The organism is Microbacterium sp. ZW3a, from assembly GCF_057167165.1.
Map to the genome: position 1 here is coordinate 1417449 of NZ_CM169903.1, position 23182 is coordinate 1440630.

Below are 23182 nucleotides of genomic sequence, written 5' to 3' on the forward strand. Positions count from 1 at the left end.
ACCACGGACACTCCCCCGGCCCCGGCTCCTCGAAGGCGACGATGACCTCTACGACCCCCGACACCACCCCCGGCCTCGACTGGGCGAAGGAGCGCGGAATGGGCGCCCTCGCCGAGAAGATGGGCATCGAATGGGTGGAGTTCTCGGTCGAACGGAGCGTCGCCACGATGCCCGTCGAAGGCAACACACAGCCGGTCGGGCTCCTGCACGGCGGGGCGTATGTCGTGCTCGGCGAGTCGCTGGGGTCGATGGCCGCCAACCTCTACGCCGGAGCGGGGCGCCTCGCGGTCGGCATCGACATCAATGCCACGCACACGCGTTCTGCCACCTCGGGCATCGTGACCGGCGTCTGCACGCCGATCCACCTCGGTCGCTCGCTGACCGTTCACGAGATCGCCGTCTCCGACGAGCAGGGCCGTCGCTGCTCCACCATCCGCATCACCAACCTCATCAAGGACGCACCGGTCCGCGAGGCGTGAAACGACGAAGGGATGCCACCGCAGTGGCATCCCTTCGAAAGATCGGGGTCGATCAGCCCTTCTTGGGTGCGAGCTGCTCGATGATCGCCTTCGCGACGTCTTGCATGGTGAGGCGCCGGTCCATCGACGCCTTCTGGATCCAGCGGAAGGCCTCGGGCTCGGACAGGCCCATCTTCTCGTTGAGCAGGCCCTTGGCCCGGTCGACGAGCTTGCGGGTCTCGAAGCGCTCGACCATGTCGGCGACCTCGGCCTCGAGCGTGATGATCTGCTCGTAGCGGGCCAGCGCGATCTCGATCGCGGGAAGCAGGTCGTTCGGCGTGAAGGGCTTGACGACGTAGGCCAGCGCACCGGCCTCGCTCGCCCGCTCCACGAGCTCTTTCTGGCTGAACGCGGTCAGCAGCACGACCGGCGCGATGTGGTTCTTGCTGAGCTTCTCGGCGGCGCTGATGCCGTCGAGCTGCGGCATCTTCACGTCCATGATCACCAGGTCGGGACGCAGCTCGGTGGCCAGCTGGACGGCGGTCTCTCCATCGCCGGCCTCACCGACGACGTCGAAGCCGTTGTCGCGCAGGATCTCGACGATGTCGAGGCGGATGAGCGACTCGTCTTCCGCCACGACGACGCGACGGGGGGCGGTGGGCGCGCCCACCGGCGCGGCTTCGTGATCTGTCACGGTTCCATCCTAAGTCTGTGGGGGCGGGAGTCCCCTGAATCGGGGCCCGCGTGTGGCGACGTCGTACGACGCCGCGGGGGGAAAGAGTATCGGGTCGACCCCAGTGGGGGCCGACCCGTCATCGTGCCGGTGGTGGGATTCGAACCCACACGCCCTTTCGGACAGAGCATTTTGAGTGCCCCGCGTCTGCCATTCCGCCACACCGGCCGGGTGTCGCGCGGATCGACCCTAGCGTACGGGCCGATCCCTCGGGGCGCCGCGCACCCCGAGGGATGCGCGGCGCCGTGAGGATCAGGACTCCTGGTAACCGGGCGCCGCGCCGTGCACGGCGTCACCCACGCGGTGCACGCGCAGGTCGTTGGTCGAGCCCGCGATTCCGGGAGGGGAACCGGAGATGACCACGACCTTGTCGCCGACCTTCGCGAGGTCGTTCGACAGCAGGTAGTCGTCGACCTGCAGGAACATCTTGTCCGTGTGCGAGACGTGCTCGACGAGGGTCGAGCGGACGCCCCACGTGAGAGCGAGGCGGCGACGGATGCCGGGCTCCGGCGTGAACGCGATCATCGGGATCGTCGAGCGCAGACGCGACATGCGGCGGGCGGAGTCACCGGACTCGGTGAACACGCAGAGGTACTTCGCGTCGACGAACTCGGCGACCTCGACGGCAGCGAGCGTGATCGCGCCACCCTGGGTGCGCGGCTTGTTCGTCAGCGGCGCGATGCGCTCGAGACCGTGCTCTTCGGTGGACTGCACGATGCGCGCCATCGTCTCGACGACGACGACCGGGTAGGTGCCGACGCTCGTCTCGCCCGAGAGCATGACCGCGTCGGCGCCGTCGAGCACCGCGTTGGCGACGTCGCTGGTCTCGGCGCGGGTCGGCACCGGGTTGCTGATCATCGACTCGAGCATCTGGGTCGCGACGATGACGGGCTTGGCCATGCGGCGCGACAGCTCGACCGCGCGCTTCTGCACGATGGGCACGGCTTCCAGGGGAAGCTCCACGCCCAGGTCGCCGCGCGCGACCATGATGCCGTCGAACGCATCGATGATCTCTTCGAGGTTGTCGACCGCCTGCGGCTTCTCGATCTTGGCGATGACCGGCACGTACCGGCCCTCTTCGCCCATGATCTCGTGCACGCGCTCGATGTCTTTGGCATCCCGCACGAACGACAGCGCGATCAGGTCGGCTCCGGCGCGCAGGCCCCAGCGCAGATCCGCCTCGTCTTTCTCGCTCAGGGCGGGGACGTTGACGGCGACACCGGGGAGGTTGATGCCCTTGTTGTTGGACACCGGACCGCCGACGATGACCTTGGTGGTCACGACGGTGCCGTCGGTCTCGACGACCTCGACGCGCACCTTGCCGTCGTCGATCAGCAGGAAGTCGCCGGGGCGAACGTCGTGGGGCAGACCCTTGAACGTCGTGCCGACAATCTCTTTCGTGCCGAGGATGTCTTCGACGGTGATCTTGAAGATGTCGCCGGGGGCGAGGTGGTGGGGGCCGTTCTCGAACTTTCCGAGACGGATCTTCGGCCCCTGCAGGTCGACGAGGGCGGCGACCGGGCGGCCGGCGTCTTCGGCCGCCTTGCGCACGTTGGCGAAGTTGGCATCGTGCACGGAGTAGTCTCCGTGGCTCAGGTTTAGGCGGGCGACGTCAACGCCGGCGTCGATGATGGCGCGAACCATCTCGTACGACGACGTGGCGGGCCCGAGTGTTGCGACGATCTTGGCGCGTCTCATCCGTTTTCAAGCTCCGTGAGGATATTCGGGAAGTGGCCGATCGGCCCTTGCCAGCTTAGGCGGGCAGGAGGCCGATGGCGACATCGGTTGGGCGCACCGGTGCAGGCAGCACCGTCTCGCCCATGAGGAACGTGTCGACCTCCGCGGCCGCGGCGCGACCCTCGGCGATCGCCCACACGATGAGCGACTGGCCGCGTCCCGCGTCGCCGGCCACGAACACGCCCGGGGCGGTCGTGGCGTAGGTGGCGTCGCGCTCGACGTTGCCGCGCCCGGTGAACTGCGCCCCCAGCTGGTGCTCGAGGTGCTCGCGCTCGGCACCCGTGAAGCCCATCGCGATGAGCACCAGGTCGGCGGGGATCTCGCGCTCGGTGCCGCTCTTGGGTACGCGACGGCCGTCGACGTACTCGGTCTCGGCGACGCGGAGCGCCCGGACCTCGCCCGCGGCGTTGCCGAGGAACTCGACCGTCGAGGCGAGGAAGGTGCGCTCACCGCCCTCCTCGTGCGCCGAGGTGACCTCGAACAGGTTCGGCATCATCGGCCACGGCTGATCGGCGGTCCGCTCCGACGGCGGCTGCGTGCCGATCGCCAGGTTGGTCACGCTCAGCGCGCCCTGCCGGTGCGCGGTACCGATGCAGTCGGCGCCCGTGTCGCCACCGCCGATGACGACGACGTGCTTACCCTCGGCGCTGATCTGCTGCGGCACCTGGTCACCCGCGACGGCCTTGTTGCCCTCGACGAGGTACTCCATCGCGAAGTGCACGCCGTCGAGGTCGCGGCCGGGGATCGCCAGGTCACGCGGCACCGTGGAACCGGTGGCCACCACGACGGCGTCGTAGCGCGCGCGCAGGTCGCTCCACGAGATGTCGGTGCCGATCTGGACGCCCGCGCGGAAGCGGGTGCCCTCCGCCTGCATCTGGCGCAGGCGCAGCTCGAGGTGGCGCTTCTCCATCTTGAAGTCGGGGATGCCGTAGCGCAGCAGTCCGCCGATCCGGTCGTCGCGCTCGTACACGGCGACCGTGTGTCCGGCGCGCGTGAGCTGCTGGGCGGCGGCGAGACCGGCGGGGCCGGAGCCGACGACGGCGACCGTCTTGCCGGTCAGGCGCTCCGGCGGCTCGGGCTCGACCCAGCCGTTCGAGAACGCCTCGTCGATGATCGAGACCTCGACCTGCTTGATCGTCACGGGGGGCTGGTTGATGCCCAGTACGCACGAGCTCTCGCACGGCGCCGGGCACAGCCGCCCGGTGAACTCCGGGAAGTTGTTCGTCGCGTGCAGGCGTTCGATCGCCGCACGCCCCTCGCCGCGCCAGGTGAGGTCGTTCCACTCGGGAATCAGGTTCCCCAGCGGGCAGCCCTGGTGGCAGAACGGGATGCCGCAGTCCATGCAGCGGCCGGCCTGGCGACGGAGGACGGCCTGGTCACCCGGCTCGTACACCTCTTTCCAGTCCATGATCCGCACGGGAACGGGACGACGCGGCGGAAGCTCCCGCTGCGTGGTCTTGAGAAAGCCCTTCGGGTCAGCCACCCGTCACCTCCAGAATGCGCGTCCAGACGACGTCGCCGTCGGGGTCCAGCCCCTCGGCGACCGCCTCCTGGCGGGTTTGCAGCACCGCGGCGTAGTCGCGCGGCAGTACCCGGACGAAGTTCTCCACCTCGACCTCGAAGTCCGCGAGCAGACGACGGGCCAGCGTGGAATCGGTCTCGGCGACGTGCTTCTCAAGCAGGTCGCGCAGGATCTCGGCATCCCCCGATCCGAGGGCGCCGAGCTCGAGCTCACCGGATGCCATGGCCTCGCGGTTCACCAGGTCGACGTCGAGCTTGTACACGTAGGCCTGTCCGCCGGACATGCCCGCGCCGAGGTTGCGGCCGGTCTCGCCGAGGATGACGGCCAGACCACCGGTCATGTACTCCAGCGCGTGGTCGCCCACGCCCTCGACGACCGCGGTCGCCCCGGAGTTGCGCACGAGGAACCGCTCGCCGACGACGCCATTGAGGAACATCTGCCCCTGCGTGGCGCCGTAGCCGATGACGTTTCCGGCGATGACGTTCTCGGACGCCGCGAACGACGACCCACGCGGCGGACGCACGACGATCTTGCCGCCCGAGAGTCCCTTGCCCACGTAGTCGTTGGAGTCGCCCTCGAGGCGCAGCGTGATGCCGGCGGGCATGAACGCGCCGAACGACTGTCCGGCCGAGCCGGTCAGGCGCACGTCGATCGCGCCGTCGGGCAGGCCGTGCTCGCCGTGGGCCTTGGTCACGTGGTGACCGAGCATGGTCCCGACCGCGCGCGCGGTGTTGCGCACCGGGAGCTCGATCGTGATCTGTCCCCCGTGGGCGATGACGTCTTGCGCGCGCTCGATGAGCTGCACGTCGAAGTGCTCGTCGAGCTCGTGGTCCTGGTTGCGACCGTGACGACGGGGCTCGTCGTCGGCGAAGCGCGGACCCTCGAGGATCGGGGCGAGGTTGAGGCCCCGGGCCTTCCAGTGCTCCACGGCGCCGTTGACGTCGAGGAGCTCGGAGCGGCCGACGATCTCGTCGATCGAACGGTAGCCGAGGGCGGCGAGGTACTCGCGCACCTCCTGCGCGATGAACTCCATGAAGTTCACGACGTACTCGGCCTTGCCGGTGAAGCGTTCGCGCAGAACCGGGTTCTGCGTCGCGACACCCACCGGGCACGTGTCGAGGTGGCAGACCCGCATCATGATGCAGCCCGAGACCACCAGCGGAGCGGTCGCGAAACCGAACTCCTCGGCGCCCAACAGCGCGCCGATGATGACGTCGCGACCGGTCTTCATCTGACCGTCGACCTGCACCACGACGCGGTCGCGCATGCCGTTGAGCATGAGCGTCTGCTGCGTCTCGGCCAGGCCCAGCTCCCACGGGGTGCCCGCGTGCTTGAGCGAGTTCATCGGGCTCGCGCCCGTGCCGCCGTCCTGTCCCGAGACGAGGATGACATCGCTCAACGCCTTGGCGACGCCGGCCGCAACCGCACCGATACCCGACTGGCTCACGAGCTTGGTGTGGATGCGGGCGCGGGGGTTGGCGCGCTTGAGGTCGAAGATCAGCTGCTTGAGGTCTTCGATCGAGTAGATGTCGTGGTGCGGCGGGGGCGAGATGAGACCCACGCCCGCGGTCGCGTGACGCGTGCGGGCGACCCACGGGTACACCTTGGTCGGCGGCAGCTGACCACCCTCGCCGGGCTTGGCGCCCTGTGCGAGCTTGATCTGGATGTCGTCGGCCTCGGTGAGGTACAGGCTCGTCACACCGAACCGACCGGATGCCACCTGCTTGATGGCGCTGCGACGCTTGGGGTCGAGCAGACGCTCGACGTCTTCGCCACCTTCACCGGTGTTCGACTTGCCGCCGATGCGGTTCATCGCGATCGCCAGGGTCTCGTGCGCCTCCTGGGAGATCGAGCCGTAGCTCATCGCTCCCGTCTGGAAGCGCTTGACGATCGCCGAGACGGGCTCGACCTCGTCGATGGGCACGGGCGGGCGCTGACCGGTGCGCAGCGAGAACAGGCCACGGAGCGTCTTGAGCTCGTGCGCCTGGTCGTCGATGAGCTGGGTGTACTCGCGGAAGATGTCGTAGCGACGCTCCCGCGTGGCGTGCTGCAGACGGAACACCGTGTCGGGGTTGAACAGGTGCGGCGCACCGTCACGGCGCCACTGGTACTCGCCACCGGTCCACAGGCGCTCGTGGGCGCGCGCCGCGGCGTCCTCGGGGTAGGCGTACTCGTGACGGGCCGCGTTCTCGGTCGCGATGACGTCGAGCCCGACGCCGCCGAGCTTGCTCTCGGTGCCCGTGAAGTACGCCTCCACGAACTCGCGCGAGAGTCCGACGGCCTCGAAGACCTGCGCGCCCGCGTACGACGACACGGTCGAGATGCCCATCTTCGACATGATCTTCAGCACGCCCTTGCCGAGCGCGTAGATCAGGTTCTTGACGGCCTTCTCGGGCGTGACACCGGTGATGAAGCCGGCGCGCACGAGGTACTCGACGGTCTCCATCGCCAGGTACGGGTTGACCGCCGAGGCGCCGTAGCCGATGAGGGTCGCGACGTGGTGCACCTCGCGCACATCGCCGGCCTCGACCACGAGACCGACCTTCATGCGGGTCTCTTTGCGGATGAGGTGGTGGTGCACCGCGGCGAGCATGAGCAGCGACGGGATGGGCGCCAGGTCTTTGTTGGAGTCGCGGTCGCTGAGCACGATGAACTCCGCGCCGTCCTCGATCGCCTGGTCGACCTCGGAGCACATCTGGGTGAGGCGCTTCTGCAGCCCCTTGTGCCCCGCTTCGACGCGGTAGAGACCGCGGATCGTCACCGAGGAGCGCCCCGGCAGGGCGGTGTCGATGTGCTGGATCTTGGCGAGCTCGTCGTTGTCGATCACCGGGAAGTCGAGCGTCACGGTGCGCGTGTGCTCGGGACCCCAGTCGAGGAGGTTGCGCTCGGGGCCGAGACCCAGAGAGAGCGAGGTGACGACCTCTTCGCGTATCGAGTCCAGCGGCGGGTTGGTGACCTGCGCGAACTGCTGCGTGAAGTAGTCGAACAGCAGCCGCGGGCGGTCGCTGAGCACGGCCACGGGCGCGTCGCTGCCCATGGCCCCGAGGGGCTCGGCGCCGTTCTGCCCCATGGGGGTCAGCAGGATCCGGACCTCTTCTTCGGTGTAGCCGAAGGTGCGCTGGCGACGGGTGATCGACGCGATCGGGTGGACGATGTGCTCGCGCTCGGGCAGCTCCGACAGGCGCACGCGGCCCGCGTCGAGCCACTCCTGCCACGGCTCGAGAGTCGCGAGCTGCTTCTTGATCTCCTCGTCCTCGACGATGCGGCGCTGGGCCGTGTCGACGAGGAACATCCGACCAGGCTGCAGACGGCCGCGGCGCTTGATGCGCTCGGGTGCGAAGTCGAGCACGCCGGTCTCCGAGCCGATCACGACGAGACCGTCGGTCGTCTCGGTCCAGCGTCCCGGGCGCAGGCCGTTGCGGTCGAGGGTCGCGCCCACGAGCGTGCCGTCGGTGAAGATGAGGGCGGCCGGACCGTCCCACGGCTCCATCTGCATGGAGTGGTAGTCGTAGAACGCGCGCAGGTCGGCATCGATCGTGGCCTGCTTCTCGTAGGCCTCGGGAACCATCATCATGATCGCGTGCGGGAGGCTGCGACCGGTGAGGGTCAGAAGCTCGAGCACCTCGTCGAAGGAGGCCGAGTCACTCGCGCCCTCTGTGCAGATGGGCAGCAGCGGGCGGACGTCGCCGATGAGCTCGGACTCCAGCTGCGACTGCCGCGCGCGCATCCAGTTGCGGTTGCCCTTAACGGTGTTGATCTCGCCGTTGTGGGCGAGCATGCGCAGGGGCTGGGCAAGCGGCCACGACGGGAAGGTGTTCGTGGAGTACCGCGAGTGCACGACGGCGAGCTCGGAGGCGAAACGCTCGTCTTGCAGGTCGGGGTAGAACGGCTCGAGCTGCAGCGTCGTGACCATGCCCTTGTACCCGAGCGTGCGGCTGGACAGCGAGACGAAGTAGGCGTCGAGCTCGTGCCGGGCGCGCTTGCGGAGCCGGTAGACGCGGCGGTCCAGCGCGATGCCCGACAGGGCGGGCTGATCGCCGACCGCCGGACGCGAGACGAACAGCTGCTCGAACGCGGGGCGCGCGTCGTAGGCGAGCTTGCCGAGGTTTTCGGGCTCGGTGGGCACTTCGCGCCAGCCCAGCACCTCGATGTTCTCGGCACGGGCGATCTCTTCGATGCCGGCCTTCTGCGCGGCGCGCTCGTCGTGCCCGAGCGGCAGGAACACCATTCCCGCGGCGTACTCCCCCATCGGCGGCAGGTCGAAGTCGACCACCGCGCGCAGGAAAGCGTCGGGCATCTGGGTGAGGATGCCCGCACCGTCACCGGTGCCCGCATCCGATCCAATGGCACCGCGGTGCTCGAGGTTGCGCAGAGCCGTCAGCGCCAGGTCGACGATGTCGTGACCGGGCTCGCCACGGAGCGTGGCGACCATGGCCAGACCACAGGCGTCCTTCTCGAACGCCGGGTCGTACATGCCCTGCCGGGCGGGAAAAGCGCCGCCGACGGCGCCGGAACGGGAGCTCGAAGCCATACCAACCGTCCTCATGTTGATGCTGCGAATGGGACGACGTCGGCCCGGGATGTCAATTCGTGGCGGGGCTGCTTGTGGCGCTGGTGCCGACGGTGTCGTTCGTCGCGGGCGGCTCGCTCACGTCGACGAAGTCAGAGGGGTCGGTTGAGTCTACAGCCCCCGGAGCCTTGGACTCGCGCCCGGGCACGTACGGCGAGGGCTCGAGGCCCGGGTGGCGGCGCTTCTGCACCACCAGGATCGCCAGACCGATGAGCACGCCGAAGATCGCCGCCCAGACGTTGGTGCGCAGCCCCAGGATGATGTCGCTCGGGTCGATGCGGATCGACTCCCACACGATACGTCCCGCGCTGTACCAGACGAGGTAGAGGCCGAACTGGCGGCCCCACTGCATCGTGAACTTCTTGCCCGCCCACAGGATGACGGCCGCGCCCAGCAGGTTCCAGATCACTTCGTACAGGAAGGTCGGGTGGAAGAGCGTGCCCTCGGGCAGACCGACGGGGATCGCGGGGTTGCCGGGGGCGATCTCGAGGCCCCACGGGAGGTCGGTCGGCTGGCCGAAGAGCTCCTGGTTGAACCAGTTGCCGAAGCGGCCCATCGCCTGGGCGATGATCAGGCCGGGCGCCAGTGCGTCGGCGAAGGTCCAGAACCGGATGCCGGTCCAGCGGCATCCGAGGTAGGCGCCGATCGCACCGCCGATGAGCGCGCCGTAGATGGCGATGCCGCCCTCCCAGATCGCCCACACCGACCCCGGTTGCGTGATGTTCCACGGGTTGGACCCGGGGCCGAAGTAGAAACCGAGGTGAGTGACGACGTGATAGATACGCGCGACGATGATCGCGAGCGGCACCGCCAGCAGGCAGATGTCGATGACGACCCACTTCTCTGCTCCGCGACGCGTCAGTCGCGCGTTGGTGAGGAACACCGCCACGATGATGCCCGCGACGATGCACAGGGCATAGAAGCGGATCGGCAGAGGCCCCACATCGATGGACGAGATCGAGGGGCTCGGGATGCTGGCGAGCACGCCGGAGGCGGCGCTCGGAAGGGCGAACGTCATGGAATTGAGTCTAGGCGCGGTGCGCGGTGCCCGCGGACAGCTCACGAGCGAGGGCACCGAGAGCTTCGACGCCGCCGTCGCGGAGTGCCTTCACCAGGGCCGTGCCGACGATCGCGCCGTCGGCGTACTCGACGACTCCCGCGACCTGGGCCGCGTTGGAGATACCGATACCGACGCACGCGTGCGCCGCGCCGTGGGAGCGCAGACGACCGACGAGCCCCCGGGCCGCGGCATCCAGTTCGGCTCGCTCGCCCGTGATGCCCATCGTCGAGACGGTGTACACGAAGCCGGTCGAGGCCCCCACGATCATCTCGAGGCGCTCGTCGGTGGAGGTGGGGGCGGCGAGGAAGACACGGTCGAGACCGGTGCGCTCGCTCGCCGCGATCCACGCGGCCGCGGCATCGGGGGTGATGTCGGGCGTGATGAGGCCCGCTCCCCCGGCGGCGACGAGATCGTCGGCGTAGCGATCGACCCCGTACTGCTCGACGAGGTTCCAGTACGTCATCACGAGCACCGGCACGTCGGTGCGCGCCGTCACCTCGCGGATGATCGTGAACAGGTCGCGCATGCGGAAGCCGTTGGCCAGGGCCGTCTGCGTGGCCTCCTGGATGATCAGGCCGTCCATGACGGGATCGCTGTAGGGCGGCCCGAGCTCAATCACGTCGGCTCCGGCCTCGGCCAGTGCGACGGCGGCCTCGATGCTCGTGGCCACATCGGGGAAACCCGCCGGCAGGTAGCCGACGAAGGCGCCGCGCCCGTCGGCGTGGGCGGCGTCGATCGCCGCCGAGACGCGCGAGGTCACAGCTCGACCCCCGCACCGCTCGCGGCATCCGGGGCCGGGGTGACCGCGACGGGCGAACCGGGGGCGGATGCCACGTCGGCGGCGCCCGCGGTCTGGGCCGACTCCGCCGGAGAAGGCTCCGCGTGGTCGGCGTCGTAGAGAGAGAAGTAGCGGGCGGCGGTGTCCATGTCTTTGTCGCCGCGACCGGAGAGGTTCACCGCGATGATGGCATCCGGGCCGAGCTCCCGCCCGATGCGCAGCGCGCCCGCCAGGGCATGGGCCGACTCGATCGCGGGGATGATCCCCTCGGTGCGCGAGAGGAGGCGGAGGGCCTGCATGGCCTCGTCGTCGGTCGCGGGGATGTACTGCGCGCGGCCGATGTCGGCCAGCCAGGCGTGCTCGGGGCCGACGCCGGGGTAGTCGAGGCCGGCCGAAATCGAGTGCGACTCGGTGGTCTGGCCGTCGTCGTCCTGCAGGACGTAGGTGCGGGCGCCGTGCAGCACGCCGGGGCGTCCGCGGCCGATGGAGGCCGCGTGCTTCGGGGTGTCGACGCCGTCGCCGGCCGCCTCGACGCCGTACAGGGCCACGCCCTCGTCGTCGAGGAAGGCGTCGAACATGCCGATGGCGTTGGACCCGCCGCCGACGCAGGCGAACACCGCGTCGGGAAGGCGCCCGAGGCGCTCGAGGAACTGCGCGCGCGTCTCTTCGCCGATGATCTTCTGGAAGTCGCGGACCATCGCCGGGAACGGGTGGGGCCCGGCGGCCGTTCCGAAGATGTAGTTGGTCGTCTCGACCGACGAGACCCAGTCGCGGTACGCCTCGTTGATCGCGTCTTTCAGCGTGCGGGAGCCCGTCGTGACCGGCACGACCTCGGCACCCAGCAGGCGCATGCGCGCGACGTTGAGGGCCTGCCGCTCGGTGTCGACCTCGCCCATGTAGACGACGCAGTCGAGCCCGAAGAGCGCGGCGGCGGTGGCCGTGGCGACGCCGTGCTGTCCGGCGCCGGTCTCGGCGATCACGCGCGTCTTGCCGAGGCGCTTGGTCAGCAGCGCCTGGCCGAGCACGTTGTTGATCTTGTGCGAACCGGTGTGGTTGAGGTCTTCGCGCTTGAGGAAGATGCGGGCGCCGCCGGCGTGCTCGGCGAAACGCGGGACCTCGGTGAGCACGGAGGGGCGGCCGGCGTAGTCGTGCAGGAGCGCCTGCAGCTCGGCGAGGAATGCCGGGTCGGTCATCGCCGATTCCCACACCGCGGTGAGCTCGTCGATCGCCGCGATGAGGGATTCGGGCATATACCGACCGCCGAAGTCGCCGAAGAACGGCCCCTTCTGGTCGCGCAGGCTCACGGTGGTCATGGGGTCTCCTGGAGGAAAGCACGCAGGGTCGCGACGGGGTCTCCGGTCACGAGCGCTTCGCCGACGAGCACGACATCGGCACCGGCGGACCGGTAGTGCGCGACGTCGGCGGGGGCGAGGACGGCCGACTCGGCGATCTTGATCGCGTCGGCGGGGAACCGGTCGGCCAGGCGACCGAACAGATCGCGGTCGAGCTCGAACGTCGAGAGGTTACGGGCGTTGACGCCGATGAGCTTCGCGCCGAGGTCGGCGGCACGATCGAGTTCTTCGGCGGAATGGGTCTCGACGAGCGCGGTCATGCCGAGGTCGTTGGTGAGGGCGTAGAGCTCGGCCAGGGTCTTCTGGTCGAGCGCCGCGACGATGAGGAGTACGAGGTCGGCGCCGGACGCGCGGGCTTCGAGCACCTGATAGGGCGTGGCGAGGAAGTCCTTGCGGAGCACCGGCACCGACACCGCGGCGCGCACGGACTCGAGGTCGGCCAGGCTCCCCTTGAACTTTCGCGCCTCGGTCAGCACCGAGATCGCGGAGGCGCCGCCCTCTTCGTACAGGCGCGCCTGGCGTGCCGGGTCGGGGATCTCTGCGAGGTCGCCGCGGGAGGGACTCGCGCGCTTGACCTCGGCGATGACCTTCACGCGCTCGGCGGGAGCGAGCATCGCGAGCGCATCGCGCGCGGGTGTCTGGGCGAGAGCGTCGCGCTCGACCGAGGCGAGCGGACGCGTCTGCGCGCGCTGCTCCGCGTCTTCTACCGCTCCGGCCGTCAGATCGGCCAGCACGGTCAGTGCGCCTTCGGGTTGGACTTCGCGCCGTCCGCGCCGTAACCGGCCTTCGACATGGCCCAGCCGACGATCGCGCCGACGACGAGCAGACCGACCGAAGCCCAGACGAGGATCGGCTGCTCGAGGTAGAAGAACACCGTGCCGATCGCGATCGCGACGAGCATGATGATCACGGCCGTCCAGGCGGCGGGCGAGTGTCCGTGGCCGGGATCGCCGATGGGGTTGCTCATGGGGCTCCTTCGAGTCGCGCGCAGGCGCGGGATAACGCGTGGGCTCAGTCTATCGAAACGGGCGGGCCCGCCCGGTGCCGACGTTTCGACGTCGTCGCACCCGAGGGGTCAGGCGGTCGGGTCGTCGCCGCGGGAGAGGTCGTCCCACGAGTCGATGGCGTCGTGCGGACGCGAGGTGTCGGCGGGGGCGTCCGCCGCGGTGCGGTACTTCCGACCCGCACTCCCCTGCCAGCGGCGCGCGGTCACGAGGGTGAAGACGGCCGCCGCAGCGAGGAGGATCTGCGCGAGCAGGCTCACGGCGGGCCACGGGGTCAGCGACATCGACGACACGAGGTCGGCGACGGCATCCACCCCCGAGATGCCGGTCGCTTCGGTGACCGTGGCGGCCGTGGCCGACACCGGCATCGTCAGGAGGAGCTGGGCGGTGGTGACGCCCAGGGCGCCGGCGATCGCCAGGGCGAGCGCGCCGAGGACGTACCGCAGAACCGGGCCCACGATCGACAGCGCCGCTCCGAGCGCGAGGGCGGCGAGGCTCAGCGGGGTGAGCACGGGAATGGCATCCGACCCGGGAACCGCGAGCGCCTGCTGCGCGCCGTCGGCGAGCGTCACGTCGATCCACGTCTGCGTCGAGGCGATGACCCCCAGCGCGCCGGCCAGGAGCATGCCGACGACGGCGAGTGAGCGCGCTCGGCGCATCAGCCCTCCCCTACGACGGGCTCGAGGTCGGTGGCGTCGAAGCACGTGTGGTCTCCGGTGTGGCACGCGGCACCGACCTGGTCGACCTCGATCAGCAGGGTGTCGCCGTCGCAGTCCACGCGCGCGCCCTTGACGATCTGGATGTGCCCGGAGGTGTCGCCCTTGCGCCAGTACTCCTGACGCGAGCGCGACCAGAACGTGACGCGGCCGGTGGTCAGGGTGCGGCGGAGGGACTCGGCATCCATCCACCCGACCATGAGCACTTCGCGCGTGTCGAACTGCTGGACGACGGCGGTGACGAGACCGTCGGCGTCGTACTTCACGCGGGCGACGGCGTCGACGTTCATCGGCGCACCTCGATGCCTTCGGCGGCCATCGCGTCTTTGACCTGACCGACCGTGAGCTGACCGGAGTGGAAGACGGATGCCGCGAGCACGGCATCGGCGCCGGCCTCGACGGCCGGGGCGAAGTGCTCCAGCGCGCCCGCGCCGCCCGAGGCGATCACCGGAACCGCGGCGACCTGGCGCATGAGCCGGACGAGCTCGAGGTCGAAGCCCTGCTTCGTGCCGTCGGCGTCGATGGAGTTCACCAGCAGCTCGCCGGCCCCGCGCTCGACAGCCTCGCGGGCCCACTCGAGCGCGTCGAGCGTGGTCTCGGTGCGACCACCGTGCGTCGTCACGACGAAGCCAGAGGGGGTGGATGCCGCGCGCTTGACGTCGAGCGAGAGCACGATGACTTGCGCGCCGAAGCGGTCGGCGATCTCGTCGATGAGGCCCGGGCGGGCGATCGCGGCGGAGTTGACGCCGATCTTGTCGGCCCCGACGGAGAGCAGGCGGGCGACATCGTCGGTCGAGCGCACTCCCCCACCCACGGTGAGGGGGATGAACACCTGCTCGGCCGTGCGGCGGACCACGTCATACGTCGTGGCGCGCTCGTCGACCGTCGCGGTCACGTCCAGGAACGTGATCTCGTCGGCGCCCTGCTCGAAGTACAGCTTCGCCAGTTCGACCGGGTCGCCCATGTCGCGGAGGTCGAGGAAGTTCACGCCCTTCACGACGCGGCCGGCCGCGACGTCGAGGCACGGGATGATGCGACGCGCGAGGGTCATCAGAGCCTCGCGGCGAGGATCTCGGTCACCAGGATCGCGCGGGCGCCGATGGCGTACAGCTCGTCCATGACGCGGTTGACGTCGCGGCGCGGGCTCATCACGCGCACGGCCACCCACTCGGGGTCGCGCAGCGGCGAGATCGTGGGCGACTCCAGTCCCGGGGCCACCGCGATCGCCTGATCGATGAGGGCCGCGGGGAGGTCGTAGTCGACGAGCACGTACTTGCGGGCCGCGAGCACACCGCGAAGGCGCCGCAGCAGCGTCTCGGTGCCCTCGGCTTCCTGCGGTCCCGCGATGAGGACGGCGTCGGACTCCAGGAGCACCGGACCGAAGATCTCGAGCCCCGCCTGACGCAGCGTCGTGCCGGTCGAGACGACGTCGGCCACGGCATCCGCCACGCCCAACTGCACCGCGGATTCGACCGCGCCGTCGAGCGGCACGATGTCGACGGCCACGCCGCGCTCGTCGAGGAACGCGTCGACGAGGCCCGGGTAGGCCGTGGCGACGCGGAGACCCTGCAGATCACCGACGTCGGAGAAGCGGCCGGGGCGGCCGGCGAAGCGGAAGGTGGAGCCGGCGAAGCCGAGCGACTCGACCTCGCGTGCGCCGGGCATGCGGGCGTCGAGGAGCAGGTCGCGGCCGGTGATGCCGACGTCGAGCGCGCCCGAGCCGACGTAGGTCGCGATGTCACGCGGGCGGAGGTAGAAGAACTCGACCTCGTTGACGGGGTCGACGGTGTACAGGTCTTTCGAGTCGCGTCGTCCGGTGTATCCGGCCTCCGAGAGCATCTCGGCGGCGGTTTCGGCGAGCGACCCCTTGTTCGGCACGGCAATTCGCAGCATGACGGGGGCTTTCGTGTGAGGTGAGCGTCGGGGGTGCGGGAGCGGCTCAGAGATGTCGGTACACGTCTTCGAGCGACAGGCCCTTCGCGAGCATGAGCGTCTGCAGGTGGTAGAGCAGCTGCGAGATCTCCTCGGCGGCGGCCTCATCGGACTCGTACTCGGCGGCCATCCACACTTCGGCGGCTTCCTCGACGATCTTCTTGCCGATGGCGTGCACGCCCGCGTCGAGTTGGGCGACGGTGCCGGAGCCGGCCGGGCGTTCGACGGCCTTGGCGCTCAGCTCGGCGAACAGGTCGTCGAAGGTTTTCACGATTCCAGGGTATCGGGTCGTAGGCGAGCCTGTGTCCGGCAGCGCCTCCACCAGCGCTTCCGGCAGCGCTTCCACTTGGGCGATAAACGGCGTCCGCGCGAAGAAACGGGCAGACGGCGCGTTTCCACGCGCGCATCGCGTTTATCAGGCAGGGGGGAGACGCGGGGCGCGGCGTGGGCGCGCGGGGCACGGGCGCGCGGCGTGGGCGCGGCGTGGGGGCGCGGGGCACGGGCGCAGCGCAGCGGGGCGCGGGAGTCAGTGGCGGTGGCGGGCGGCGGTGGTGCGCAGGGACTGGATCGCGCGGCCGGGATCGTCGGCGCCGAAGACCGCGGATCCGGCGACGAACGTGTCGGCCCCGGCCTCGGCGGCCTGGGCGATCGTGGAGTCGCCGATGCCGCCGTCGACCTGCAGCCAGACGCTCGACCCGCGACGCCGGGCCTCGTCGGCGAGGGTACGGAGTTTGGGCATGGTCTCGGGCATAAAGGATTGCCCGCCGAAGCCGGGCTCGACGGTCATGATGAGGATCTGATCGAACTCGTTCAGCACGTCGTAGAGGTTCTCCACCGGGGTCGCGGGTTTCACGGCCACGCCGGCGCGCGCGCCGATCGATCGCAGTGTCCGCGCGAGCGCGACGGGCGAGGCGGCCGCCTCGAGGTGGAAGGTGACGGATGCCGCGCCGAGCTCGGCGTACTCGGGCGCCCAGTGGTCGGGGTCGTCGATCATCAGGTGGACGTCGAGCGGCACGGGGCTGGTCTCCTGGATCCGGCCCACCATCTGCGGCCCGAACGTGAGGTTCGGCACGAAGTGGTTGTCCATGACGTCGACGTGCACGAAGTCCGCGCCCGCGATGCGGGCGAGCTCGGCCTCCATGTTCACGAAGTCGGCGGCGAGAATGCTCGGGTTGATGCGGGGGGCGTCAGAGGGCACCCGTCCATTATGTTCCGCGCCGTGTCCTGCCTCGGAGACTCACGCCCGCGCGGGCTTGCGCAGAAGCGCGATCGACATCGCATCTGTGCCGTGACGGTGCGGCCACAGCTGGGCTCGCAGAGAGCCGTCGGACTGCGCGGGCAGATCGATGTCGGACCCGGCGATCTCGCGCACGACGGCGCGCGCGTCGAGCTCGTCGACGGTATCGCCGAACTCCCGCCGCACCTCGGCGAGCACGCCCGAGGTCTCGGCCAGGTGCGGCGAGCACGTGACGTACGCCAGGATGCCGCCGGGCTTGAGCGCGTGCAGCCCGGCCCGCACGAGCTCGAGCTGCAGCGCGGTGAGGTCGGGGACGTCGGCCGGCGTCTTGCGCCAGCGTGCCTCGGGGCGCCGACGCAGCGCGCCGATTCCGGTGCACGGCGCGTCGACGAGGATGCGGTCGTACTGCTCCCCCGCCCCCTCCGCGCGGTCGCGTCCGTCTTCCTCGGTCACGTCGACCTCGATCGGGACGGATGCCACGGCCCGACGCACGAGTCCGGCACGCGCCGGCACGATCTCGTTGGCGTCGAGATGCGCCCCGCCCGCGAGGGCCTCGGCAGCCAGCAGCGCGGTCTTCCCGCCCGGACCGGCGCACAGGTCGAGCCATCTCTCGCCCTCGGCGGTCGGGCGCGCGCGGCTCAGGGCGAGTGCGGCGAGCTGCGACCCTTCGTCCTGCACGCGGATGCGCCCGCCCGAGGATCGGATGAGCGCCTCGGGGTCGCCACCGCGCGTGGTGAACGCGGTGGGGGCGAAGCGCGCGGCCGTGGCGTCGGCGGGGATCTCGGCGAGACCCGGGAGGGCGATCATCGCCACGCGCGGGGCGGCGTTGTCGGCCTCGAGGAGCGCGTCGAGCTCGTCGGTACGGCCCTCGGCGGCGAGGGCGCGGCGCAGAGCCCGCACAATCCACACCGGGTGCGCCGTGGTCAGGCCGAGGCGCTCGTCGTCGCTGCGCGCCGCGACGGTGATGCGCTCCATCCAGTGACCCGGCGTTTCACGCGACACACGGCGCAGCACCGCGTTGGCGAACCCGGCCGCGCCGCGGCCGCCGCCGTGCCGACGCGCGAGCTCGACGGACTCGTTCACCGCGGCGTGCGAGGCCACCCGGGTCGACAGGAGCTGGTGCACGCCGAGCCGCAGCGCGTCGAGCACCGGCGGATCGATCCGGTCGACACCCCGATCGGCCGCCGCCGCGATGATCGCGTCGTAGGTTCCGCGGCGGCGCAGCGTGCCGTAGGTGAGCTCGGTCGCCAGCCCCGCGTCCTGCGCGTCGAGCTTTGCCCGCTCGATGGCGTGGGGCAGGAGCAGGTTCGCGTAGGCCTCGTCGGCCGAGACCGCGCGCAGCACGTCGTACGCGACGGCGCGCGCCCCCTGCACCCTCACGAGCCCAGCACCGGGTCGCTCGTGCGCAGGCCCCGGAACCATGATCCGGCGTCCATCGCGCCCTTACCCGCCGGCTGGACGGTCTCCAGACGCAGCGGCGTCGTCGCCGTGCCCACCAGGATCTCTCGACCGGATGCCACCACCCGGCCCGGCGGCACGGGCGGCGCCGCGCTTCCCGACGCGCGCAGCACCTTCACGCGCGCGCCGTCGATGCGGGTGTGCGCCCCCGGCTCGGGGGTGACACCGGCGATGCGGGCGAGGAGGCTCGCGGCATCCTGCGCGAAATCGAGGGCGCCGTCGGTGAGAGTGAGCTTGGGGGCGAGCGTCGGCTCGCCGACCTGCGGGACGGCGATCGCGGTGCCGTCGGCGATCGTGTCGACGACCCGTGCGAGCAGCGGCGCACCGAGGTCGGCGAGGGCGTCGAGCACGTCTCCGGCGGACGCATTCTCGGGCACGGTGTAGCGCTCCTCGGCGAAGACGTCTCCCGCGTCGAGGGCGGCGACGAGCTGGAACACGCTCGCCCCGGTCTCGCGGTCCCCCGCGATGAGCGCGCGCTGCACGGGGGCCGCTCCCCGCCAGCGCGGGAGGAGCGAGAAGTGCAGGTTGATCCAGCCGCGCGCGGGTGCGGACAGCAGGGGCTCGCGCACGAGCCCCCCGTACGCGACGATCACGCCGAGGTCGGGCCGAAGAGCGCTCAGGCGCGCGGTGGCGTCGTCGTCGAGGCGGTCGGTCTTGATCGTGGGGATGCCGAGCTCGTCGGCGGCCTGCGCCACCGGCGACGGGGTGAGCACACGTTTGCGTCCGAGCGGGGCATCGGTGCGCGTGACCACGGCGGCGATCTCGTGCGGACCGGCCGCGAGGGCACGGAGGGAGGGGACGGCGACGGCGGGAGTGCCGGCGAAGACGAGGCGCATGGTTCTCCTCACGCGTCGGATGCGGGGCGGGGCGTGACCGGGGCGGCGGCGCTCAGAGGTCGGGCTCGGGAAGGTCGAGCCGCACTCTGAGTGTATTGCGGGGTCGCGGCCCCTTGTCTTTCGTCGACTTGCGCGCGCGCAGTGCCTCGGCGATCACGCCCGCACGGAGGGCCTCGGCGACAGCGCGGCCGTGGGCGTAGTCGAACCGCACCAGCGCGCGGGCGGTGGGTGGGTCGGGCGCCGCCGAGGTGTCGACGGGGCCGAGCACCGCGAGGCCGTCGAGGTCGGGGACGTTCTCGCGCAGTTCCGCGATCAGCCCGTCGACGCTCCGGGCGTGTCCGTCGATGCTCGCCACGCGGACGGCGGGGGGCATGCGCAGGGGGGCGCGATCGGCCAGCTCCGCCCGCGCGTAGGCGGGCTGCGTCCAGGTGGCCAGTGCCCGCGCGACGGGCCCCGCCACCCCGACGAGGTGCACCGGGGCGCCGGGGGCGGCCAGTGCCGCCGCGTTCGACCACCACCGCAGGCAGTGCTCGCCGATGCGGAGGGCCTCGTTCTGCAGCATGCGGTCGCCGTCGAGCAGGATGACCGCGCGGTACCCGCCGCGGGCCAGGGGTTCGGCCCCGCGCGTGGCGATCACCAGGGCGGGGGTGGCATCCACCTCGGCAACCGGATGCGCGCCGTCGGCGATGATCACGCACGTGTTCGGGAACGCCCGGCCCAGTTCGTCGGCGGTGCGCTCGGTGCCCGATGAGGCCATGCGCAGCTTCTCTGAACCACAGTGTCCGCACGTCCACGCGTGCGCGCTGCGTCCGCACCACGCGCACACCGGCACGGCGCCGGGGCGCGCCGCGCGGAGAGGCCCGGCGCAGTGCGCGCAGCGTGCGGGGCGACGGCAGTCGGCGCACACGAGCGAGGGCGCGTACCCCGGTCGCGCCACCTGCACGAGCACCGGGCCCTGAGCCAGGGCCTCGCGTGCCGCGGCGAACGCCGAGGACGGCACGCGCGCGGTTCGGGACTCCCCCTCGCGCGTCGCGCTGAGCACGACCCGCGGGCTCGGACGCCGCGCCGGAGCCACCTCGCGCACGTACCCGACCTCGACGAGACGCTGCACGTCGGTCGTACGCGTGTGTCCCGCGAACACCAGCGCCGAGCCCTCCAGCTCCTGGCGCACGAGCGCCGCGTCCCGCGCGTGCACGCCCGGCGCGAGCGGTTCGGCCAGCAGCGAATCGCCGTCGTCCCACGTGGCCACGAGGCCCGTGTCGTGAGCCGGCGCGTACACCGCCGAGCGCCGCCCGACCACGATCACCGGGACCGGGGCGAGTGTGCGCAAATACTGCGCGTACCGGGCCGGACCCGACTGGTCGGCATCATCGCGCACGACCGCCTCGGCCGGGACGAGCTCGGCCAGTGCCGCCATGAGCTGCGCCTGGTCGCGGTAATCGGGAACGACCAGCACCGCGCTCTTTCCCCGTGCCAGCGTGTGGACCGCGGCCGCGGCCAACAGGTCGGCCCACGCGCCGCGCGCGTGCGTGCCGGACGGGTGCGGCGGGGCATCGAGGGCGATGCGCTCGCCCCGGTCGAGGGCGTCGATGAGGCCCGCGTAGGGCGCCAGGAGAGCGTCGGCGTGGGTGAGCGCGGCCGGACCGACGGTGGGTGCCTCCGGCGGGGGCGCCGCGAGCCACGCCTTCTCGGCCCGCACCATGCGTTTGGGGACCGCCAGGCGCAGCACGTCGCTGACCGAGCCGGCGGCGCGATCGGCGACGCGACGGGCGAGGGTGAACAGCCGCTCCGGGAGCACCGGCATGGTCGACACGACGCTCTCGATCGACGACAGGGGCCGCTCGCTGCCGTCGTCGGCCACGACCTCGACGACGAAGGCATCCATCATCCGGCCCGCGGACCGCAGCGGCACCTTCACTCGCACCCCCGGCGTGACGTCGGAGACGAGGGGGTGCGGGATGGCGTAGTCGAACAGGCGGTCGAGCTGCGGCACGGGCGAGTCCAGCTGCACCCGCGCCACGCGGCGCGCGCTCACGCCGGTTCTCCGTGCACGCGTCCGCTCACGCGCCCGTATCGACACCCCGAGCGCACGCGCGCGGCATCCGTGATGTGCCGTGTGCCCGGGCGCGGGCCGAGGGATGCCAGGAGTGCGGCGCTGCGGTGCACGCCCGGCGCGGGCGTCGACACGTCAGAGTCCGGCGGCGGCGCGCAGCTCGTCGACGCGGTCGGTGCGCTCCCAGGTGAAGTCGGGCAGCTCGCGACCGAAGTGGCCGTACGCCGCGGTCTGGGCGTAGATCGGGCGGAGCAGGTCGAGCTGGTCGATGATCGCCTTGGGGCGCAGGTCGAACACATCGCGGATCGCGCGGACGATCACGTCGTCGGCCACGTGCGCGGTGCCGAACGACTCCACGTAGAGCCCCACCGGGTTGGCCTTGCCGATGGCGTACGCCACCTGCACCTCGAGCCGGTCGGCCAGGCCCGCCGCGACGGCGTTCTTGGCGACCCAGCGCATGGCGTAGGCCGCGGAGCGGTCGACCTTGGACGGGTCTTTGCCGCTGAAGGCCCCGCCGCCGTGGCGCGAGGCCCCGCCGTAGGTGTCGATGATGATCTTGCGGCCGGTGAGCCCGGCATCGCCCTTCGGGCCGCCAATGACGAACGGGCCCGCGGGGTTGATGTAGTACTGCACGTCGGGAAGATCGAGCCCGGTGTCGCGCAACACGGGGTCGATGACCTCGGCCTGCGCGAGGGCACGTAGCTCCTCCTGCGAGATGTCGGGGTGGTGCTGCGTCGAGAGGACGACCGAGTCGACGGTGCGGGGGGTGAACCCGTCGTAGCCGAGGGTGACCTGGGTCTTGCCGTCGGGGCGCAGGAACGAGAGCGTGCCGTCGCGTCGCACCGCCGCCAGGCGCTCGGCGATCCGGTGCGCCGTCCACGCCGCCATGGGCATAAGCTGGGGGGTCTCGTTCGTGGCGAAACCGAACATGATGCCCTGGTCGCCCGCGCCCTGAAGGTCGCGGGGGTCGACCGACCCGCGCTCACGCTGCTCGAACGCCTTGTTGACGCCGGCGGCGATGTCGGAGGACTGCGCGCCGATCGAGACGCTCACGCCGCAGGACTCGCCGTCGAAGCCGGTCTCGCTCGAGGTGTACCCGATGCGGTTGACGACGTCGCGCACGATCGCGGGGATCTCGACGTACGCGCTCGTGGAGACCTCGCCGGCCACGTGCACGAGGCCCGTGGTCACGAGCGTCTCGACGGCGACGCGCCCCGTGGGGTCTTCCGTGAGGATCGCGTCGAGGATGCTGTCGGAGATCTGGTCGCAGATCTTGTCGGGGTGTCCTTCGGTGACGGACTCGGACGTGAACAGGCGCAGGTCGGTCAAGACGACTCCCGGTCGGTTTCGGGCTGGGGACGGGCACAAGTATGCCCCGGACGGCGGCGGGCCGTCCGGGGCGATGTCACATCTGTGAACGGATCACTCGGCGGCGCGAAGGCGCAGCTTGTCCTCGTGGATCTCGTGCAGAGCGATCGTGAGCGGCTTGTCTTCGACGGTGGAGTCGACGAGCGGGCCGACGTTGTCGAAGAGGTTTCCCTCGTGCAGGTCGGAGTAGTAGTCGTTGATCTGGCGCGCGCGCTTGGACGCGTAGATCACGAGCTGGTACTTGGAGTCGACCTTGTCGAGCAGCGCGTCGATGGGCGGGTCGATGATGCCCTGGTTGCGTCCGGCCATGGGGAACCTCCTGGTTCGGCGGGATGGGTGAATGCGGCGCGCGAAGCGCCGAAGCATCC

The 23182-nt window shown here is 70.8% G+C and carries 21 protein-coding genes and 1 tRNA gene; 1 reads left to right on the forward strand and 21 read right to left on the reverse strand.

The genetic code is table 11. The features are described from left to right. Window positions 1-41: 41 nt before the first annotated feature. Window positions 42-479 (forward strand): hotdog fold thioesterase, encoded by a 438-nt coding sequence (locus tag ACU6WY_RS06645; protein WP_483821660.1) that lies wholly within the window; start codon window positions 42-44, stop codon window positions 477-479. Window positions 480-531: 52 nt separating this feature from the next. Here ACU6WY_RS06645 and ACU6WY_RS06650 read toward each other — a convergent pair whose 3' ends face one another. The 21 genes from ACU6WY_RS06650 to rpoZ form a co-directional block, all read right to left on the reverse strand. Next, entirely contained in the window at window positions 532-1152 is a 621-nt protein-coding gene (locus ACU6WY_RS06650) for an ANTAR domain-containing response regulator (protein ID WP_483821661.1), read from the reverse strand. A gap of 124 nt (window positions 1153-1276) precedes the next feature. Continuing rightward, window positions 1277-1359 (reverse strand) — tRNA-Leu (locus ACU6WY_RS06655). A gap of 84 nt (window positions 1360-1443) precedes the next feature. Further along, window positions 1444-2889, reverse strand: a complete 1446-nt coding sequence (gene pyk, locus ACU6WY_RS06660; RefSeq protein WP_483821662.1) for a pyruvate kinase — start codon at window positions 2887-2889, stop codon at window positions 1444-1446. A 55-nt stretch (window positions 2890-2944) separates the two neighbouring features. Then, window positions 2945-4411: a glutamate synthase subunit beta gene (locus ACU6WY_RS06665; RefSeq protein WP_483821663.1), complete on the reverse strand. Its 1467-nt coding sequence runs from the start codon at window positions 4409-4411 to the stop codon at window positions 2945-2947. Continuing rightward, the gene (gene gltB / locus ACU6WY_RS06670) at window positions 4404-8981 is read right to left on the reverse strand and encodes a glutamate synthase large subunit (RefSeq protein WP_483821664.1); all 4578 of its coding nucleotides are present in this window, start codon (window positions 8979-8981) and stop codon (window positions 4404-4406) included. The genes ACU6WY_RS06665 and gltB overlap by 8 nt, the downstream gene beginning before the upstream one ends. A 52-nt stretch (window positions 8982-9033) precedes the next feature. Next, on the reverse strand, window positions 9034-10038 hold the full coding sequence (gene lgt, locus ACU6WY_RS06675; protein WP_483821665.1) for a prolipoprotein diacylglyceryl transferase: 1005 nt from the start codon (window positions 10036-10038) through the stop codon (window positions 9034-9036). Between the two features lie 10 nt (window positions 10039-10048). Next, entirely contained in the window at window positions 10049-10840 is a 792-nt protein-coding gene (trpA, locus tag ACU6WY_RS06680) for a tryptophan synthase subunit alpha (RefSeq protein ID WP_483821666.1), read from the reverse strand. Beyond that, window positions 10837-12162 carry a tryptophan synthase subunit beta gene (gene trpB, locus ACU6WY_RS06685; RefSeq protein ID WP_483821866.1) on the reverse strand — a complete coding sequence of 442 codons (1326 nt, stop codon included), beginning with the start codon at window positions 12160-12162 and terminating at the stop codon, window positions 10837-10839. The genes trpA and trpB overlap by 4 nt, the downstream gene beginning before the upstream one ends. 5 nt (window positions 12163-12167) lie before the next feature. Next, window positions 12168-12944, reverse strand: coding sequence for an indole-3-glycerol phosphate synthase TrpC (gene trpC, locus ACU6WY_RS06690; RefSeq protein ID WP_483821667.1), 777 nt, complete (start codon window positions 12942-12944; stop codon window positions 12168-12170). Window positions 12945-12946: 2 nt separating this feature from the next. Next, window positions 12947-13177: an HGxxPAAW family protein gene (locus ACU6WY_RS06695; RefSeq protein ID WP_483821668.1), complete on the reverse strand. Its 231-nt coding sequence runs from the start codon at window positions 13175-13177 to the stop codon at window positions 12947-12949. 108 nt (window positions 13178-13285) lie between these two features. Beyond that, the gene (locus ACU6WY_RS06700; protein WP_483821669.1) at window positions 13286-13873 is read right to left on the reverse strand and encodes a Trp biosynthesis-associated membrane protein; all 588 of its coding nucleotides are present in this window, start codon (window positions 13871-13873) and stop codon (window positions 13286-13288) included. Further along, window positions 13873-14220 (reverse strand): phosphoribosyl-AMP cyclohydrolase, encoded by a 348-nt coding sequence (gene hisI, locus ACU6WY_RS06705; protein WP_483821670.1) that lies wholly within the window; start codon window positions 14218-14220, stop codon window positions 13873-13875. Before hisI ends, ACU6WY_RS06700 begins: the two co-directional genes overlap by 1 nt. After that, window positions 14217-14981 carry an imidazole glycerol phosphate synthase subunit HisF gene (gene hisF / locus ACU6WY_RS06710; RefSeq protein ID WP_483821671.1) on the reverse strand — a complete coding sequence of 255 codons (765 nt, stop codon included), beginning with the start codon at window positions 14979-14981 and terminating at the stop codon, window positions 14217-14219. The genes hisI and hisF overlap by 4 nt, the downstream gene beginning before the upstream one ends. Continuing rightward, a complete protein-coding gene (gene hisG / locus ACU6WY_RS06715) occupies window positions 14981-15823 on the reverse strand; it encodes an ATP phosphoribosyltransferase (RefSeq protein WP_483821672.1) in 843 nt (280 codons plus the stop codon). The genes hisF and hisG overlap by 1 nt, the downstream gene beginning before the upstream one ends. A gap of 46 nt (window positions 15824-15869) precedes the next feature. Next, window positions 15870-16133 carry a phosphoribosyl-ATP diphosphatase gene (locus tag ACU6WY_RS06720; RefSeq protein WP_150956431.1) on the reverse strand — a complete coding sequence of 88 codons (264 nt, stop codon included), beginning with the start codon at window positions 16131-16133 and terminating at the stop codon, window positions 15870-15872. 255 nt (window positions 16134-16388) lie between these two features. After that, entirely contained in the window at window positions 16389-17003 is a 615-nt protein-coding gene (gene rpe / locus ACU6WY_RS06725) for a ribulose-phosphate 3-epimerase (RefSeq protein WP_483821867.1), read from the reverse strand. Between the two features lie 96 nt (window positions 17004-17099). After that, entirely contained in the window at window positions 17100-18521 is a 1422-nt protein-coding gene (locus tag ACU6WY_RS06730) for an RsmB/NOP family class I SAM-dependent RNA methyltransferase (RefSeq protein ID WP_483821673.1), read from the reverse strand. Further along, window positions 18476-19393, reverse strand: coding sequence for a methionyl-tRNA formyltransferase (gene fmt, locus ACU6WY_RS06735; RefSeq protein WP_483821674.1), 918 nt, complete (start codon window positions 19391-19393; stop codon window positions 18476-18478). Before fmt ends, ACU6WY_RS06730 begins: the two co-directional genes overlap by 46 nt. Window positions 19394-19445: 52 nt before the next feature. Then, window positions 19446-21428 carry a primosomal protein N' family DNA-binding protein gene (locus tag ACU6WY_RS06740; RefSeq protein WP_483821675.1) on the reverse strand — a complete coding sequence of 661 codons (1983 nt, stop codon included), beginning with the start codon at window positions 21426-21428 and terminating at the stop codon, window positions 19446-19448. Window positions 21429-21581: 153 nt separating this feature from the next. Beyond that, window positions 21582-22775, reverse strand: coding sequence for a methionine adenosyltransferase (gene metK / locus ACU6WY_RS06745; protein ID WP_483821676.1), 1194 nt, complete (start codon window positions 22773-22775; stop codon window positions 21582-21584). A 93-nt stretch (window positions 22776-22868) separates the two neighbouring features. Beyond that, window positions 22869-23123, reverse strand: a complete 255-nt coding sequence (rpoZ, locus tag ACU6WY_RS06750) for a DNA-directed RNA polymerase subunit omega (protein ID WP_013586629.1) — start codon at window positions 23121-23123, stop codon at window positions 22869-22871. Window positions 23124-23182: the final 59 nt, after the last annotated feature.

Coding starts and splice junctions, on each gene's coding strand:
- ACU6WY_RS06645 (WP_483821660.1), top strand. CDS start 42: ATGACCTCTACGACCCCCGACACCACCCCCGGCCTCGACTGGGCGAAG.
- pyk (WP_483821662.1), bottom strand. CDS start 2,889: ATGAGACGCGCCAAGATCGTCGCAACACTCGGGCCCGCCACGTCGTCG.
- gltB (WP_483821664.1), bottom strand. CDS start 8,981: ATGGCTTCGAGCTCCCGTTCCGGCGCCGTCGGCGGCGCTTTTCCCGCC.
- lgt (WP_483821665.1), bottom strand. CDS start 10,038: ATGACGTTCGCCCTTCCGAGCGCCGCCTCCGGCGTGCTCGCCAGCATC.
- ACU6WY_RS06695 (WP_483821668.1), bottom strand. CDS start 13,177: ATGAGCAACCCCATCGGCGATCCCGGCCACGGACACTCGCCCGCCGCC.
- ACU6WY_RS06700 (WP_483821669.1), bottom strand. CDS start 13,873: ATGCGCCGAGCGCGCTCACTCGCCGTCGTCGGCATGCTCCTGGCCGGC.
- hisI (WP_483821670.1), bottom strand. CDS start 14,220: ATGAACGTCGACGCCGTCGCCCGCGTGAAGTACGACGCCGACGGTCTC.
- hisF (WP_483821671.1), bottom strand. CDS start 14,981: ATGACCCTCGCGCGTCGCATCATCCCGTGCCTCGACGTCGCGGCCGGC.
- hisG (WP_483821672.1), bottom strand. CDS start 15,823: ATGCTGCGAATTGCCGTGCCGAACAAGGGGTCGCTCGCCGAAACCGCC.
- rpe (WP_483821867.1), bottom strand. CDS start 17,003: ATGGAGGCCGAGCTCGCCCGCATCGCGGGCGCGGACTTCGTGCACGTC.
- ACU6WY_RS06730 (WP_483821673.1), bottom strand. CDS start 18,521: ATGGTTCCGGGGCCTGCGCACGAGCGACCCGGTGCTGGGCTCGTGAGG.
- fmt (WP_483821674.1), bottom strand. CDS start 19,393: ATGCGCCTCGTCTTCGCCGGCACTCCCGCCGTCGCCGTCCCCTCCCTC.
- rpoZ (WP_013586629.1), bottom strand. CDS start 23,123: ATGGCCGGACGCAACCAGGGCATCATCGACCCGCCCATCGACGCGCTG.